Annotated in this window: 17 protein-coding genes and 1 pseudogene; 10 read left to right on the top strand and 8 right to left on the bottom strand. The window is 64.1% G+C overall.

The genetic code is table 11. The features are described from left to right. Positions 1-120 precede the first annotated feature (120 nt). Positions 121-582 (bottom strand): OsmC family protein, encoded by a 462-nt coding sequence (locus VN856_RS16410; protein WP_325690856.1) that lies wholly within the window; start codon positions 580-582, stop codon positions 121-123. Positions 583-784: 202 nt separating this feature from the next. On the opposite strand from VN856_RS16410, the gene VN856_RS16405 reads away from it, so the two are divergent. Continuing rightward, positions 785-1,885 carry a ferritin-like domain-containing protein gene (locus tag VN856_RS16405; RefSeq protein WP_325690854.1) on the top strand — a complete coding sequence of 367 codons (1,101 nt, stop codon included), beginning with the start codon at positions 785-787 and terminating at the stop codon, positions 1,883-1,885. A 19-nt stretch (positions 1,886-1,904) separates the two neighbouring features. Here the strand turns inward: VN856_RS16405 and VN856_RS16400 are convergent, their stop codons facing one another. From VN856_RS16400 to VN856_RS16385, 4 genes are all read right to left on the bottom strand, one after another. Then, positions 1,905-2,588 carry a trimeric intracellular cation channel family protein gene (locus tag VN856_RS16400; protein ID WP_325690853.1) on the bottom strand — a complete coding sequence of 228 codons (684 nt, stop codon included), beginning with the start codon at positions 2,586-2,588 and terminating at the stop codon, positions 1,905-1,907. A gap of 139 nt (positions 2,589-2,727) precedes the next feature. Further along, positions 2,728-3,495 carry an SDR family oxidoreductase gene (locus VN856_RS16395; RefSeq protein WP_325690851.1) on the bottom strand — a complete coding sequence of 256 codons (768 nt, stop codon included), beginning with the start codon at positions 3,493-3,495 and terminating at the stop codon, positions 2,728-2,730. Positions 3,496-3,539: 44 nt separating this feature from the next. Then, entirely contained in the window at positions 3,540-4,394 is an 855-nt protein-coding gene (locus VN856_RS16390) for an LLM class F420-dependent oxidoreductase (RefSeq protein WP_325690849.1), read from the bottom strand. Positions 4,395-4,460: 66 nt separating this feature from the next. Further along, positions 4,461-5,405, bottom strand: coding sequence for an SDR family NAD(P)-dependent oxidoreductase (locus VN856_RS16385; RefSeq protein ID WP_325690847.1), 945 nt, complete (start codon positions 5,403-5,405; stop codon positions 4,461-4,463). A 153-nt stretch (positions 5,406-5,558) separates the two neighbouring features. Here VN856_RS16385 and VN856_RS16380 point away from each other — a divergent pair, with 153 nt between their 5' ends. From VN856_RS16380 to VN856_RS16370, 3 genes are all read left to right on the top strand, one after another. Continuing rightward, entirely contained in the window at positions 5,559-6,371 is an 813-nt protein-coding gene (locus VN856_RS16380) for a helix-turn-helix transcriptional regulator (protein WP_325690845.1), read from the top strand. 104 nt (positions 6,372-6,475) lie between these two features. Then, a complete protein-coding gene (locus VN856_RS16375) occupies positions 6,476-6,943 on the top strand; it encodes a cupin domain-containing protein (RefSeq protein ID WP_325690843.1) in 468 nt (155 codons plus the stop codon). 67 nt (positions 6,944-7,010) lie between these two features. Next, positions 7,011-7,403 carry a hypothetical protein gene (locus VN856_RS16370; RefSeq protein ID WP_325690842.1) on the top strand — a complete coding sequence of 131 codons (393 nt, stop codon included), beginning with the start codon at positions 7,011-7,013 and terminating at the stop codon, positions 7,401-7,403. A gap of 4 nt (positions 7,404-7,407) precedes the next feature. Here VN856_RS16370 and VN856_RS16365 read toward each other — a convergent pair whose 3' ends face one another. The 3 genes from VN856_RS16365 to VN856_RS16355 are packed head-to-tail and all read right to left on the bottom strand — an operon-like array spanning position 7,408 to position 8,631. Next, positions 7,408-7,809 carry a hydrogenase gene (locus tag VN856_RS16365; protein ID WP_325690841.1) on the bottom strand — a complete coding sequence of 134 codons (402 nt, stop codon included), beginning with the start codon at positions 7,807-7,809 and terminating at the stop codon, positions 7,408-7,410. A 52-nt stretch (positions 7,810-7,861) separates the two neighbouring features. Beyond that, a complete protein-coding gene (locus VN856_RS16360) occupies positions 7,862-7,984 on the bottom strand; it encodes a hypothetical protein (protein WP_325690839.1) in 123 nt (40 codons plus the stop codon). Beyond that, positions 7,981-8,631 carry a nitroreductase family protein gene (locus VN856_RS16355; protein ID WP_325690837.1) on the bottom strand — a complete coding sequence of 217 codons (651 nt, stop codon included), beginning with the start codon at positions 8,629-8,631 and terminating at the stop codon, positions 7,981-7,983. Before VN856_RS16355 ends, VN856_RS16360 begins: the two co-directional genes overlap by 4 nt. Positions 8,632-8,818: 187 nt before the next feature. Between VN856_RS16355 and VN856_RS16350 the strand changes: the two genes are divergently transcribed. From VN856_RS16350 to VN856_RS16325, 6 genes and pseudogenes are all read left to right on the top strand, one after another. After that, the gene (locus VN856_RS16350) at positions 8,819-10,516 is read left to right on the top strand and encodes a nitric oxide reductase activation protein NorD (protein ID WP_325690835.1); all 1,698 of its coding nucleotides are present in this window, start codon (positions 8,819-8,821) and stop codon (positions 10,514-10,516) included. 91 nt (positions 10,517-10,607) lie between these two features. Further along, complete coding sequence (locus VN856_RS16345; protein WP_325690834.1) at positions 10,608-11,459, top strand: CbbQ/NirQ/NorQ/GpvN family protein; 852 nt, start codon at positions 10,608-10,610, stop codon at positions 11,457-11,459. 93 nt (positions 11,460-11,552) lie between these two features. Then, complete coding sequence (locus VN856_RS16340) at positions 11,553-12,671, top strand: ABC transporter substrate-binding protein (RefSeq protein WP_325690832.1); 1,119 nt, start codon at positions 11,553-11,555, stop codon at positions 12,669-12,671. 7 nt (positions 12,672-12,678) lie between these two features. Next, positions 12,679-13,803, top strand: coding sequence for a spirocyclase AveC family protein (locus tag VN856_RS16335; RefSeq protein WP_325690831.1), 1,125 nt, complete (start codon positions 12,679-12,681; stop codon positions 13,801-13,803). Further along, the gene (locus VN856_RS16330; RefSeq protein ID WP_325690829.1) at positions 13,796-14,785 is read left to right on the top strand and encodes an SDR family oxidoreductase; all 990 of its coding nucleotides are present in this window, start codon (positions 13,796-13,798) and stop codon (positions 14,783-14,785) included. Before VN856_RS16335 ends, VN856_RS16330 begins: the two co-directional genes overlap by 8 nt. 2 nt (positions 14,786-14,787) lie before the next feature. Beyond that, positions 14,788-14,938: pseudogene (locus tag VN856_RS16325) on the top strand (cytochrome P450); the annotation flags it as partial.

The raw sequence follows: 14,938 nt of genomic DNA, 5'->3' as shown, positions 1-14,938 counted from the left end.
GCTCCGCTGTGGACGTGCATCGGCGTCGCCGCCCTCGCAAATCCAACAATGCGGGTCGAGATTCAAGTCACCGCACTGATTGACGACGACGGGTGATCATCAGGCCGGGGGCGCCGGCTGTCATAGCAAGGACGTGGCGACGGCGACCTCTGACGTCAAGGTCTGATGAACAGGGCAACGTTCGGCCATGAGCAATAGCCGTTGCCGTTGCGCGTCGTCGAGGTCGCCGACCAACTCGATGTCGCGATCAATGTGATCGATCCAGCCGCTGCGGGTTTCGCAGTCGGCGCAGTCTTCCGCATGAATGCGTGAGTGCCGCAACGTCACTCGAACTCGCTCGAGCGGCCAGCCTTTGCGGTTGGCGTACATCCGGACGGTCATCGAGGTACATGCCCCGAGCGCGGCCAGGAGCAGATCGTAGGGTGTTGGCCCGGTGTCGTTGCCAATCGGCTGTGGCTCGTCGGCGACGAGCTGGTGGTGCCCGGCGTCAATCTGCTGCGTATACGTCCCCGAACCTGTCTCCGTCACGGTCACCACGCCCTCGGACGACACCGCGTGGTGGCCAGTCTGGTCTGTCGTCATGCCGCTCTCCTTGGCGTTTGAAACGGCGAAAATTCAGTAGTGCGCTACTGGGAGAGTCCTACCGCACCCGAGTGACGATTGCTATCGCGAACCGCGATGATCGTTAGCCCCGCCCGTCAGGGTTGACGCGGCTGCCACACGCGGTGCAATGTGATACCCGTCACATGACCGCTGGTCACCCTGGGTAGAAAGGCGGCAGCTCATGACCACCAAGGACAAGTACACGGACGTGCCCGCGCCCTATTCGTGGGAGGTCCCTAGTGCCGGTGATGCGCGCTTCACCTGGGAATACGACGACGGTCGCGCTCGACTCCTTTCGCTGTATCAAAAGGGAAAGGACAAGCAGTGGGATGCCCAGTCGCGCATCGACTGGGCGCAAGACGTCGACCCGATGAACCCGATCGAGCTGCCTGACGAGTTCCATCCGCTGTTCGGCAGCCCGATGTGGGACGCCGCAGACGACGCACGTCGCGCCGAGATGCGCCAGCACTTCCAGGCCTGGCAGCTCTCGCAGTTCCTGCACGGCGAGCAGGGTGCGATGGTGTGCGCGGCCAAGATCGTCGAGGTCGTCCCGGACCTGGACGCGAAGTTCTACGCGGCCACCCAGACCATGGACGAGGCCCGGCACGTCGAGGCTTTCTCGCGACTCCTGCAGGAGAAGTGCGACATGGTCTACCCGATCAATAAGCACCTGACCGCGCTGCTGGACGACACGCTGCGCGACTCGCGCTGGGACATGCCCTACCTCGGCATGCAGGTCCTCATCGAAGGGCTCGCACTCGCCGCTTTCGGAGTGCTGCGGGATATGTCGGCCCAGGACTCGCTGGCCAGGAAGGTGCTGGCCTACGTCATGCAGGACGAAGCCCGGCACGTCGCGTTCGGCCGAATCTCGCTGAAGGACTACTACTCCGAGCTGACCGAGGCAGAACGGGGCGATCGTGAAGAGTTTGTCGTCGACGCCTGTTACCTGATGCGCGACCGGTTCCGTGGCGAGGAGGTCTTCGAAACCCTTGGCATGGACGTCGAGGCGTGCGCCGAGTGGGTCGACCGGTCGCCGCTGATGATTCAGTTCCGCTCGCACCTGTTCAGCCGCATCGTGCCGATCGTCAAGGACATCGGCTTGTGGGGCGACAAGGTGCAGAACGCCTTCAGGGACATGGGTGTTCTCGACATGGGCGGCTTAGACATCGAGACGCTGATGAAGGCCGATGAGGATCAGGCTGAGGCGCTGGAAAGGGCACACGCCGAGATGGCCGACCGGGCCGTCGAGGTAGACCAGGTGATCGCGGCTGGCGCTAGCTGACTCGGGCTCGCCCGGTGGATCATCGCCCGTCTCTAGGGGAATGCGGAGGATCCGAATCGGGTGGATCTCCTCGGTCGCCGAGGGCTCCACGCGGGAATGGTGCGTTCAGGTCAAACCGGACGCCGAGCATCCGGATAGCGAAACAGACCGCCGCGGCTCCCAGGGCGGTCGGCAGTCCGTAAAGACCCATCCGCATCGCGGCGACGGTGATCGCTGCGGCGACCAGCGCGGGGATCGCATATAGCTCGCTGCGAAGCACCGTTGGAATCTTTCCGATGAGTGTGTCCCGAATGGTGCCGCCGCCCACTGCGGTGACGGCGCCCAACAGAAGCGCCGGCCCTACCCCCAGTCCGAAGGAAACAGCCTTGTTGGTGCCGATGACCGCGAAGACGCTGAGCCCGATCGCGTCAAGAACCGTGATCGACGTCTCTAATCGATGGAGGTGCCTGCTGAGGACGAACGCGATAAGTCCACCGGCGACCGCGAGCGCAAAGAAACGCCAATCACGAAAGGTCGCAGGCGGTATGGAACCGATGAGAACATCTCGAATAACTCCGCCGCCCAACGCCGTAGCCATACCAAGCGCAATGACACCCACGATGTCGAGCCGTGCATAGCGCACCGCTGTCAGTGCTCCGTTCAGGCCGAAGACGAAAGTCCCGATCAGGTCAAGCGCGAGCAGCAGCGGCGGTTCGGTGCTCACAGACCCCCTCTTGTGCCGCGGCGTCTGATCTTGGCGAGCGCCGCCGCCGCGCGACGTGTGGATTCGACCGTCGGAAAATTTATCGCATCCCGCGTATGTTCCGCTGCTGGAGCAAGTTCTCCCGAGCGCAAGGCGCCCCTTACCAGCAGGTGTAGCCGCCGTCGATCACGATGTCGGATCCGGTCATATAGCTCGACGCGTCGCTCGCAAGATAGAGATATATGCCGACGAGTTCCTCGGGCCGGCCCAAGCGTCCGAGCGGGATCTTCGGCTCCCACAACGCGTGGTACTCGCCTAGCGGCTCGACCAGTTCGGTGAGGATGTAGCCCGGGCTGACGCTGTTGACCCTGATGTTGTGTGGTGCGAACTCCATCGCCATCGCCTTGGTCAGGTGGATGACAGCTGCCTTCGACGCGCAGTAGTGGCCCACTTGCTGCGGGGTGTTGATGATGTGGCCCGACATCGATGCCGTAGTGATGATCGTTCCACCGCGATTCCCGGCGACCATGGCCTGCGCCGCCGCCTGCGCCGTCAGGAAGACACCGTTGACGTTCGTATTCTGAATGCTCTGGAAATCCTCCAGCGGCATGTCCAGCAGGCTGTGGAGGGCGATGATCCCGGCGTTGCACACGGCGATGTCGATCCCGCCCAACTCGTCGTCGACCCGGTTCAGCATGGCGGATACCAGTTCGGGCTCGGTGACGTCGCAGACGATCGGCACCGCCGTTCCGCCGCCGGCAGCGATCTCGGCGGCCAACTCCTGCAGCGGCGCAGGGTGTCGGGCGGCGATCGCTACTGCGGCCCCGGCTTGGGCGTACGCCAGCGCCACCTGCTTGCCGATACCGCTGGAGGCGCCCGTCACGAGCGCATTCTTGCCGTGCAGCTCAAACAAACTAGCCACGTTCACGCTCAGTCACCCCTCGTCGGCCCGGTAAATCGTTGGGCCTGACCTTAACGCGACAGGCCAAGTGGCCCAGCGAGTTCGGCCAATACCGGCAATGCCAAGGCATTGTCATACACGCCCGACACCAGGATCGCGACATGGTTGGCACCGGCCTGGTGATACTCGCCGAGACGCTCGGCGACTTGATCAGGCGTCCCGTGGGCGACCACGGCGTCGATGAACCTGTCGCTGCCGGGCCGCGTTACGTCGGCGTCAGTGAAACCTAGCCGTTTCCAACTACTTACGTAGTTCGTCAGGCTGAAGTAATGGTCCAATCCCTTGCGCGCGATCGCCCGCGCTTCCTCGGCGTCGGCAGACAGCACCACGTTGTGTACAGGCGCTAGGAGTGCATTCGGCCCGATGATCGCGCGGGCCTGTGCGGCGTGTTCGGGCGTCGCGTTGGCCGGGTGCGCGCCGGCGGCGCGTTCGGCCGCCAGCTTCAGCACCCGCGGGCCGAGTGCCGCGAGCACTCGTTGGTTGGCCGGTACGCCATATTCGTCGAGTTCGTCAAGGTATGACACCAGCGCTTGGTAGGGCTTACCGGATTGCCCCTGCACTTCGGGATGGCCTGCCCCGATGCCGAGCACGAAGCGGCCGGGGTAGGTGGCGTTGATGCGGTGGAACGACTCGGCGACGGGCTTGGCGGCCGCCGTCCAGATGTTGACGATGCCAGTGCCCACCTTGAGGGTGGTGGTCGCGTCCAAAAGCGGCTCGACGAACGACAATTCGGCGGGCGGCGAACCGCCTACCCAAATTGTGCCGTAGCCGAGCCGTTCGATCTCCTGCGCTTCTTCGGGGGTCGCGCCAAGTCCGAAGAAGCCGAACCGGCCGAGGTCGGGGGTGGTGATGTCTGAAGACGTCATTACTACCGCAACCCGTGCAGCGCATAGAGCTATTCCGCCTCCGGCGAGACGCCGACGTCCGCAGGCCTATTGGGTCAGGTCGGTGGAGATGTGCCAGAGGCGATCGGCATTGCTCGGGTCAAGTGCATAGGGTGCAACGCCGCCGGTGTGGGTACCGCGCTCAGCGACGACTTTGGCCTCGGCGCAGTCCTCGTAATAACGGCCGGTGACCCCTTCGACGTCGGGACTGGCGGCCATCAAGACCGAAGTGGCGGCGCCTTGCTCGATTGTCTTCACCGGAGGCAACGCCAATTCGGTCGTTTCGCCGAAGTTAGCGAGGTCCTCAGCACCCATGTGCCGTGCGAGCGCGGTGCTGGCGACATTGCCGGGCATCAGCGCGTTTACCGCGATCCCGTCATCGGCCCAGCGTTGCGCGGCGCCGACGGCGAACAGCACATTGGCGGATTTGGACTGACCATAGGACGTCCACTGATCGTAGGGGCGGAACCGATAGTGCAAGTCATCGAAGACCACTGGGGAGAACAGGTGCCCGATCGAAGCAACGGATACCACGCGGGCGCCCTTCGCCGCAGCCAGCCAGCGATGCAGCCCTGTGGTCAGCGCGAAATGGCCGAGATGGTTTGTGGCGAACTGCATTTCATAGCCGGGAGCGGTCCGGGTGAGCTGTGGCAAGGCCATCACGCCGGCATTGTTGACGAGGATGTGCAACGGCTCGTTCCACTCGCGCACAAAGCTGGCCACCGAGGCCGGATCGGCCAGGTCCAACCGGGCCACCTGCGCCGCTGCTGAGCCCGGTGGAAGGCTGGCGCCAATCTCGTCGGCGACTTTCGCGCCGGCCTCAACATTGCGAACCGCCAAGGTCACCTCAGCGCCAGCCGACGCGAGCGCGCGCGCCGTCTCGACGCCGATCCCGGAACTCGCGCCCGTCACGATGGCGCGGCGGCCACGCAGGTCCACCTCGTTGACGATCTCGGCGGCGGTCGTCGTGGGCCCGTACGTCCGATTAGGCATGGCAATTCCTTAATGGAGGCAGCGGCGATCGGCCGCTAGTCGCTCGTTGCGACGCGACCACGATGCACCCGCACACAGCGGGTATCCAGGCCACGTCGTTACTGGTAATCCCAGGCCCACTCTTTCTTCGACGCGGCAACCTAACCTTGATCGATGGAAACATCCGGTGGGCTGGCGGGTTTCCTGCGGGCCCGCCGAGAATTGCTCAAACCCGATGATGTCGGGCTGCCGGGTGGCGAGCGTAGACGAGTTGAGGGATTGCGTCGCGAAGAAGTCGCCATGCTTGCCGGCATCAGCACCGAGTACTACCTGAAGCTCGAGCAAGGACGTGACCATCAGCCCTCCGACCAAGTTCTCGACGGCCTCGCCCGCGCGCTGCAGCTTGACGAAGACGCAGCCACCTACCTGCGCGAACTTGCTCGCCCGGCAATGCGTCGGCGCCGACGCTCAGTCCCCGAAAGAGTCGACCCGGCCGTGCAAACACTCATTGACAGTTGGTCCCTTACTCCGACGTTCGTCGTGAACAGGAACCTGACGATACTGGCGTCCAACCACCTGGCCCTGGCGCTGTCACGGGTCTTTACCCCAGGCGAAAACATCCTGCGGGCAACATTTCTCGGTTCCGAAATGCGCATGCTTCACCGCGACTGGGACGGGTTCACATCTAGGATGGTCCCGTTTCTGCGAGCCGTACTCGGCGCCGAACCTCCCGATCGCGAACTAGTCGAGCTGATCGGCGAACTCTGCATCGCCAGCAAGCGCTTTGCCGCATTGTGGGCGCGTCACGACGTCAAACATCGAAGCATCGGGCCCACGGCCTTCGACCATCCACAAGTCGGGCCGTTGGATCTGCACTACACCATCCTGCACCTGCTGGATCAGCGTCAGATGATCGTCACTTACCACGCCGATCCCGGTTCACCATCCGAGGAAAGCCTGCGTCTGCTCGCCAGCCTCGCGATCTAGCGCCTCGAGGCGCTGGTCCTGCGCATCGGTGGGCGTAGCTGGATAGGCTCGATGTCTGACATCGAAGTCGCCCAACTCCCGCTGACACCGAATGGGGACGACGCATGAGCATGGCATACCTGGCGCAACCGGAGCAGCAGCAGCAATTGGAATGGCTCGACGGCGGCACACTGGCGATCTTGCTCGACGGCAAGGCCACAAATGGCCAGTTGATGGTGGGACGTTTCGACGTGAGCGAGGGCGAAGCACCCCCGTATCACAAGCACACGCGTGAAGATGAGGTCTTCATGCTGATCAAAGGCACGGCACTGCTCTGGTTGGACGACCAGGAGATGGAGCTATCTGAAGGCGGAATCGTCTTCTTGCCCAAGAACATTCCGCACGCATACCGCATCACATCCAAAAAAGCGGATCTGCTCATGATCAACACACCGGCGGGAATCGAAGGCATGTTCCGTCATGCCGGCCGTGACAAAGCAACGCCGCGCCCGGACGGCTTCGAAATCACGCCCGAACGGATGGCCGAGGGAGCGGACAAGTTCGGGCAGATCATTCTCGGTCCTCCGCGCTGAAACTTGCCGGATAAATGGGGCAATTGCCCGATGCGCTAGAAATTGCGGAAGAGCAAAATCCCTGGGCATGAAGCAACTAACCGCAGGGTGGGCGGCGGCGATGTTGGTGTCAGGCGGCTTCGCTGCGGCCGGCGTCGGTGCAGGTGTCGCCCAAGCGGATGACGATTGTGGACCCGCCGCAATGGTCAACCATGTGTGCTGGGGCCCCAATCGCTGGTGCCCAGGTGATTCCTTGTTTCACTTGACCCAGAACCATGTTCACGACCCGGTGACCTGGGACATGAACGTCTGCCACACCTACTATCACGTGGCCTTCGACCAGGGCAATCAAGGTCAAGGCATTTACGAAGGACCCAATCCTCCACCGCCGCAGAGCCTTCCGGCCCCCGGCCCTTATCTGCCCCCGCCCCCCGGTATGTGCTGGAGCATGTGGATTCCCGGGCCCTGCCCTGGCGGCTAGGGCGTCAGAGTCCGGCGATGACGATGACGACACCGATCACGATCGCCACCGACAGTGATATCAACAGGAAACCGAAGACGGCCTCTTTGGCCGTCGAGGCTTCGTGGTCTCCCGCAGCGATCGGCGCCAGTTTGCGGCCGGCGCCCCACGCAGCCGCGAGCAATGCTCCGAGCCAGTTGGCGAACGCGGAATACACGATCAGGACGACCGCGGTAACGCCCCAGGCGTGGGGGAGATGGACATGCGGCCACAACAGGCCGAGTAGCGCCAGGAACATGCCGTTGAGGACACCTTCGAGGTGGCTCGTCAGGCCCATCCGCGGGTTCTTCAGTGCCGGAATGGCGAATCCAGTCAGCAGGCCGATGAGGAACAGGACCAGCCCGAGCTTGAAGAGCAGGGTCTGCATTGCCGGATCTTAACGATGAACTCGCAGCGATGTGCCTCATCGACGCCGCTGCTCACAACGCAGCGGGGCGCTTGGCGCTGAGCGGACCCCTGGCGTACCGCTGCATGCAGTCGTGAATCTCGGCGCGGTCGCTGAGTTCTTGGAGTCTTGCCACGAGTTCGGCGTTTACCGTCACGACTGGTCCTCGTCTTTCCAGGAGTTCATCCGAATCACATCGTCGGACTGTCTACGCGGCGCGGGGCCGAACTCACGGCCACCCCGTAATCGCGCTACCGGCAGCAGGCAGCCTTGGGTCAGGCTTTCGGGCATGCCCAGCAAGGCTCGGACTTCCTTCTCGTGATGCAAATGCAGCGTCGTGATGCAGGTTCCGTAACCGCGAGAATGCAGCGCCAGCTGGAAATTCCACACGGCGGGGAAGATCGAGCCGTAAAGCGTTGCGTGGTAGAAAGACTCGTCCCCTGGCGTGCGGGGATAACTTGACTCGTAACACGGGATCACCAGCACCGGCACCTTCGCGAGATTCTGCACGAGCCACTCCGTCGACGTCATGAGTCGCGCTTCGGGAGTGCCCGCGGGCATGACATCGGCGATGAGCTGTCCGCCGACTTTGCTCAGATATGCCTCGCGGTACAGCTCGGCGATCGTTTCTCTCAGCGCGGCGTCGGTGATCACCGCCCAGTGCCACGATTGCTGGTTGGACCCATTGGGCGCGTGAAGCCCGATCTGGAGGCAGTCGCGGATCTCTTCGAGGTCGACCGGTGCATCCACATCCAACGATCTGCGGGCGGACCGGGTGGTGGTGAGCAGCTGCTCGACATCCATGTCTCTGCCTCCTGAGCTGCGATCACGTCGGACTCTACGAGGGAACAGATATTTGGTCAACTGCGTCGGCCGGCTCGACCATGACGAACTCGACGTGACCGATGGCTGTGGTGTCTCGTTGACTCCGATCGAGCCGGGCCTCTACTGTGGAACAGATATTTGGTCGGATCGATGACGGAGGTGGCCGATGACGGAAGGCGGTGATGCTGACCTCTTGCACGACTTCGGCATGTTTGCCACTGCCTTTGCCGGCCGACCAGTGGCAGTCGATGGACAGCTTCCGGGCGATCCACCGTGGACGGATGGCCAGACGGTCTTCATCGATACATCGGCGCCTTTCCGGACGAACCTGGCGGCCATCGCCGTCCAGGCATCGATGATCGCCGCGGGCAGCCTCGATCCCGACGTCGTGCGTCCGATGGCCCGCCATTCCCGTTTGGCCAGACGCTATTTGGCGATCGAGGGTCATCGTGCACTAGTCGCCAACGCCGCTGTGTTGCCGCGGGTGCTGACCTCGTTGGGTGCCGCCGACGTCGCCGCACGCAGCGGTTCGCCGGCGGACTCGCTGACCGTGGCGTCCGGCAAGGGGCAGATCGACGATCCGCCAGCCGAATTCGGCATCATCCGCGCCACCAAGGTGCTGGCGGTAAGCGCGCGTGCGGCGAAGCAGGCCGAGGCAGAAGCGCCGGCACATGTCCCGCGACGCGAACAATCCCAGCAGTTGACGGACCTCGGCGACGACGAGAACGACGACAGCGACGATCCCGACCTGTTCACCAGCCCAGTCGGCGGCGGCGGATTCATCGGCAAGTGGCTGAAGAAAATGCTGTCCTCGGCGCGCAAGACCGGAAGCGGTGGAGGGCCGCCGGGCGCGGATACCCCGACGCATCGGATCAACTCCGGCAAACGCGGTGCGAACGCGGTGTCATCGCTGGCGTCCGCGTCGGGTGAGAACGTCATCGATCACCTTGCCGACCTGCGATCCCGGGGGGTGAAATATCCGGAATGGGATTTCAGCCGCAAGAGCTATCGGCCGGAATGGTGCACGGTATTCGAAATCGAGGCTGCGACAAAGGGATCGGCGAGCTCGGCGATCGACGATGCCATCGGCGTGCGACGCCCGCTGGCGCGGCTCGGAATGGGCCTGCACCGCAGGCACCGTCAGCCGCAGGGCGACGACATCGACATCGATGCGGCGGTCGAGGCGCACGTCGAAGTGATGGCGGGTTCGGTGCCCGACGAGGCGGTGTATCTGGATAGCCTGCGACGGCGACGTGACTTGTCAGTTCTGCTGCTGCTGGACATCTCAGGTTCGAGCGCTGAGCCTGGCACCCTGGGCCGAACCGTGCACGAGCAACAGCGCACCGCGGTCGCCAACCTCACCGTCGCCCTGCACGATCTGGGCGACCGCGTCGCGCTCTACGCCTACTACTCGCAGGGCCGAAGCGCGGTGAACATGGTTCCGGTCAAGCGATTCGACCACCACCTCGACAGCCAGGTGATCAGGCGGTTGAACAGCCTGGAACCGGGCGCGTACTCGCGACTCGGCGCGGCGATCCGGCACGGTGCGGCGGTGCTGGAAGCGCGTGGCGGTACATCGCGACGGCTGCTGGTGGTGCTGTCCGACGGGCTGGCCTACGACCACGGGTACGAGCGGGCCTACGGCGCGGCGGATGCGCGCCGTGCGTTGAGCGAAGCGCGTCGCCGCGGCACCGGCTGCGTCTGCCTGACGGTGGGGGCGGGTACCGACGTCGAATCCCTGCGCAGAGTATTCGGAAGCACGGCGCACGCCAGCATCGGTCGTCCCGATCAACTCACGAGTGTTATTGGGCCACTGTTCCGTTCGGCGATTCGCTCGGCCGAGGTGCGGAGGCGAGTCTCATGACGGACCGCGACGCGCGAGGATTCCTTGAAACTAACATCTGTTCCACTTAGGCTCCATTCACCGCAACGCAGCGGCCGGCGGAAGGGTAGTAATGGCTAACGAGCCCACGCTCGCTCACCAAAACGGGGTCGCCTCGACAGCAGGCGCCGCCCGGCCCTATTACACGGCAATCGGCAATGAAGAAGCCGTTTTCAAGGCCGCTTACCGCCAGGGATTGTCGATCCTTCTCAAGGGCCCGACCGGATGCGGTAAGACCCGCTTCGTGGAGGCGATGGCCCATGATTTGGGCCGACCGTTGATCACCGTGGCCTGCCACGACGACCTCACCACGGCGGACCTGGTCGGCCGCTATCTGCTGAAGGGTGGCGAGACGGTGTGGGTCGACGGCCCGTTGACTCGCGCGGTGCGAGACGGCGCCATCTGCTACCTCGATGAGGTGGTGGAAGCTCGTCAGGACACCACCGTCGTGTTGCACCCGCTCGCGGATTACCGACGTCAGCTGCCGATCGAACGACTCGGCGTGACGCTGGACGCGGCACCCGGGTTCGGCTTGGTGGTGTCCTACAACCCCGGCTACCAAAGCGTGCTGAAGGACCTCAAGGACTCCACGCGTCAGCGAATGGTCGCCATCGAATTCGGGTTTCCGGCGCCCGACATCGAAGAGGGGATCGTCGCGCACGAAGCCGGTGTGGATACCGCCACAGCGGCCGAGTTGGTTCGATTCGGCCAAGCCATCCGCCGCCTGGAAGCCGGTGGCCTGCGCGAGGTCGCGTCCACCCGGGTGCTTATCGCGGCCGGTCGGCTCGTCGCCGAGGGGCTGCCCATGCACGCGGCGGCCGAGGCGGCGATCGCCGGCCCGCTCACCGATGACGTCGCGGTGAACCGCAGCCTCAAAGAAATGATCAATGTCTATCTGAGCGAGTCTGTCCGATCCGGTGATTGACTCGGATCAGCGGCGCCGCTAGGGTCTGAACAAATATTAGGTTTGCCAAGGCCGGGTGGACAAACGCGGTGAGCGCGTCCCAGTGGAGGTCCCATGTCCTACGAAAGCACTGCTGAGCCGATCAAGGTCGGTTACCTGATGGACTTCAAGCTCCCGCCCGGGTTCCCCGAGGAGCTTTTCGCCTCGTTCACACAGACTTTCGACCTGATATTCGAGGAGGCGGTGGAGCAGGGCCTGATGGACCGTCCCGTGCAGATGATCTATCGCGAGGTGGAGGGTCTGCCCAAGGGTTCGGTCAAAGCGGTGATCGACGCTTACGGGGAGCTTGTCGACGAGGGCTGTCTCGTGGTCTTCGGCCCCAACATCACCGACAACTGCGTGCCCATGAAGGAAGCGATCGAGGAGCGATTCAAGGTGCCCGCGATCAGCGTCTGTGGCACCGACGACTGGCTGGGCGAGTGGACCTTCTCGTTCCCGCAAGGCTCGATGACCGACGAGCCGATCTTTCTGGCCGACCTGATCGGCAAGCGGGGGATCACCGAGATCGGTGTCCTGATGGAGCAGAGCCTGATCGGGCAGAGCTACTTGAAGAATCTCCGAACTGCCTGCCAGCGCAAGGGCATTCGGATCGTCGCGGAAGTCGCGGTGGCACAGACCGCACAGGACATCAACGAAGCCGTGCGCACGCTGCACGATGCCAAGGCCGAAGCGATCGTGCACCTGGGCTTCGGCTTCGGCATCGTGTTCATCAACCCCGCACTGGAGGCGGTCGGCTGGGACCCGCCCCGCTTCACCACCACCGCGTGGCAGAACGCGTGGGTGAACCCGATCATGTGGAACGCGTTCATGGGCTGGACGGGCGTCGACCAGTACGACGAGGCGAACAAGATCGGGCAGGACTTCCTCGACGCCTACGCGAAGAAGTACGACGGCAGCCGCCCCGAGTTCTGCGTGACGGTGGTCAACCGCGACGTCGCCGCGACATTGGTGCGGGCGTTCGGCGATGCCCACCCGCTCAGCCCGCGCGGCGTCAAGGAAGCGCTGGAGCGGGTCAAGATGATGCCCGCCGCGTCCGGCGCTCCCGGCACCCGGGTGTCGTTCGGCAAGTGGACTCGCCGCGCCTGGATGGGCGCCGGATATCTGGTCGCCCGCACGCTGGACGCCGACGGCGTCAACTCGCACCTCGTCGACCGCTTCGGGGAAGAAGGGTGAGGAACACATGAGTACCGATCAATCCGCTCCGGTTGCCGCGGACACTAGACCCGCTGCGCCGCAGCGCAAGTGGGGCGGCTGGGTCGCCGGTGCCGCACTGGCCGCCTTCACGTTGTTCTTCATCGCGAATCGCCGCTGGGTACTCGACCCGCGCGTGGCCAACCCGAACGTGCACGGCCGGCCCCGCCCGGTCAAGTTCCTGTTCGGGCTGGACTACATCGGCTTCCTCGACGCGGCCACGTGCGTCGCGCTGATCACCCTACTGATCGTCTTCATCAGGGGCTGGCGGCGCAATCCGGGCAGCCCGGTGATGCTGATGTTCCTGTGCACCACGCTGATCGTGTGGCAGGACCCGATCATGAACTGGTCGCCGTTCGCGGTCTACAACCCCGACCTGATCCACTGGCCGGAATCATGGCCGCTGGTATCGCTGTCGCCGACCGTCGAACCGTTCGTGGTGTTCGGCTACGTGATGTTCTACTTCGGCCCATACTTCCCGGGCGTTTGGATTCTTCGGAAGCTGCAGGCGAAATACGGCCCCACGAGCTACTTTTCGCGCCACCCGTTGGTGTGCCTGGGCGCGATCGTCCTCGTAATCGGTTTCATCATGGACGCCTGGCTGGAGATCCAACTCACGCACGCCGGCATGTACATCTACTCGCAGGTGATTCCGTGGGGTTCGGTCTTTACCGGTACCACGTTCCAGTTCCCGCTGATCTGGGAGTCGTTCTCGGTCTGCTTCGTGATGGTGCCCGCGGCGATCCTGTGCTACCGCGACGACACCGGCAAGTCGGTCGCGGAAAAGCTTGCTGCCAAAGCCAAGATCTTCCCGACCCGGCCGGTGTTGGGCACCTTCCTGGTGATGTTCGCCATCATCAACGTGTCTTACTTCGCCTACGGCGCCTGGTTCTGGGTCATAAAGGTCAGCCACGCCGCCACCTCGGTGGCCTGCCCGTGGCCCTATCCGGAAGCGAAAGTGTATGACCCGCAGGGCTATTACGAGAAAGCCGGCGCGGAGGGCCCGTACTCGGTGGGCATCTGGTCGACCTGGGCGAGCGGAGAACCGAACGGCCGCCCGCACGTCCAAGCACCGCCACCGGGCCAAGGCGCGTGCGCGAGCAAGAATGGCTGAGGCTCGCAGCGTCGTCATCACCGGCGCTTCCCGGGGACTCGGTTTCGCAACTGCCGCGCGCCTGTATCGCGAGGGGTGGCGCGTGGTCGCAGCCATGCGTACACCCGAGCAGGGTATGGCGCGGTTGCGCGAGGCCACCGGTGCGGAAGCCGACGACGAGCGGTTGATCGGCGTTCAGCTCGACCTGATGGACCACGCATCGGTCACCGCAGCCGCCAAGACCATCGCGGAAGCAGTGGGCACACCGTTTGCGGTTGTGCACAACGCCGGGATCTCCGCTGCGGGAATGGTGGAAGAGACCGATATGGCGTTGTGGCAGAGACTGTTTGCCACCAGCGTTCTAGGTCCCGTTGCGCTCACTCAAGCTCTGCTGCCGTCGATGCGGGCAGCGGGCGAAGGACGCATCGTGCTGGTGTCCAGCGCGGCCGGTGTACGCGGTCAGCCGGCCACCGCACCGTACTCGGCGGCCAAGGGGGCGCTCGAGCGGTGGGGTGAGTCTATGGCGGTCGAGATCGCGCCGTTCGGACTCGGCGTCACCGTGTTGGTGGCCGGCACCTACGACACCGAGATCATCACCGACGCGGGCACCACCGACGATCGCGACTTCACCGGTCCGTACGCCCGGCTGCACAACACGATGAACAGCCGCGGGCGGTTCGCGATGCGGATGGCCAGACCGCCGGAGAAGTTCACCGACGGAGTAATCAAGGCGCTGGTCGACACCGCGCCGTTCCGCCGGCGCGGTGTGGGACCGGACGCCTCGATGTTGTTGGTATCCAGCCGGATTCTTCCCGACATCGGCATGCACCACATGTCGCGGGTCGTGCTCGGCATACCCAAGCAGGGCTCGATGCGGGACGGGGCGTGGCCGTTGACGACCGCCCAGAAGGCAATGGTGTTCGCGACGAAAGTCATTCCGCAGCCAGTGATGCAACGCCTCGCGACGATGGCGGCCAAGCGCCGCAAAGGAAATGGGGAATAGGGATGGAACAGCTTTTCGACGACCTGGACGACTTCGGTTCTTTCGACGACGCGATCTCCGGCGACGTGCGCGACCCCTACACCGAGCTGGCACGACTGCGCCGCGAGGAACCGGTGCAGCGACTCGAGACATCGGGCGCGCTTCCGCATGAGG

The sequence above is a fragment of the Mycobacterium sp. genome (genome assembly GCF_035603715.1).
Lineage (GTDB): Bacteria > Actinomycetota > Actinomycetes > Mycobacteriales > Mycobacteriaceae > Mycobacterium.
The sequence above is the reverse complement of the archived record's forward strand: the minus strand, read 5'-3'. Positions and strand labels throughout refer to the sequence as shown.

Coding starts and splice junctions, on each gene's coding strand:
- VN856_RS16370 (WP_325690842.1), top strand. CDS start 7,011: ATGAAGCAACTAACCGCAGGGTGGGCGGCGGCGATGTTGGTGTCAGGC.
- VN856_RS16405 (WP_325690854.1), top strand. CDS start 785: ATGACCACCAAGGACAAGTACACGGACGTGCCCGCGCCCTATTCGTGG.
- VN856_RS16355 (WP_325690837.1), bottom strand. CDS start 8,631: ATGGATGTCGAGCAGCTGCTCACCACCACCCGGTCCGCCCGCAGATCG.
- VN856_RS16380 (WP_325690845.1), top strand. CDS start 5,559: ATGGAAACATCCGGTGGGCTGGCGGGTTTCCTGCGGGCCCGCCGAGAA.
- VN856_RS16365 (WP_325690841.1), bottom strand. CDS start 7,809: ATGCAGACCCTGCTCTTCAAGCTCGGGCTGGTCCTGTTCCTCATCGGC.
- VN856_RS16335 (WP_325690831.1), top strand. CDS start 12,679: ATGAGTACCGATCAATCCGCTCCGGTTGCCGCGGACACTAGACCCGCT.
- VN856_RS16330 (WP_325690829.1), top strand. CDS start 13,796: ATGGCTGAGGCTCGCAGCGTCGTCATCACCGGCGCTTCCCGGGGACTC.
- VN856_RS16375 (WP_325690843.1), top strand. CDS start 6,476: ATGAGCATGGCATACCTGGCGCAACCGGAGCAGCAGCAGCAATTGGAA.
- VN856_RS16350 (WP_325690835.1), top strand. CDS start 8,819: ATGACGGAAGGCGGTGATGCTGACCTCTTGCACGACTTCGGCATGTTT.
- VN856_RS16390 (WP_325690849.1), bottom strand. CDS start 4,394: ATGACGTCTTCAGACATCACCACCCCCGACCTCGGCCGGTTCGGCTTC.
- VN856_RS16345 (WP_325690834.1), top strand. CDS start 10,608: ATGGCTAACGAGCCCACGCTCGCTCACCAAAACGGGGTCGCCTCGACA.
- VN856_RS16340 (WP_325690832.1), top strand. CDS start 11,553: ATGTCCTACGAAAGCACTGCTGAGCCGATCAAGGTCGGTTACCTGATG.
- VN856_RS16385 (WP_325690847.1), bottom strand. CDS start 5,405: ATGCCTAATCGGACGTACGGGCCCACGACGACCGCCGCCGAGATCGTC.
- VN856_RS16410 (WP_325690856.1), bottom strand. CDS start 582: ATGACGACAGACCAGACTGGCCACCACGCGGTGTCGTCCGAGGGCGTG.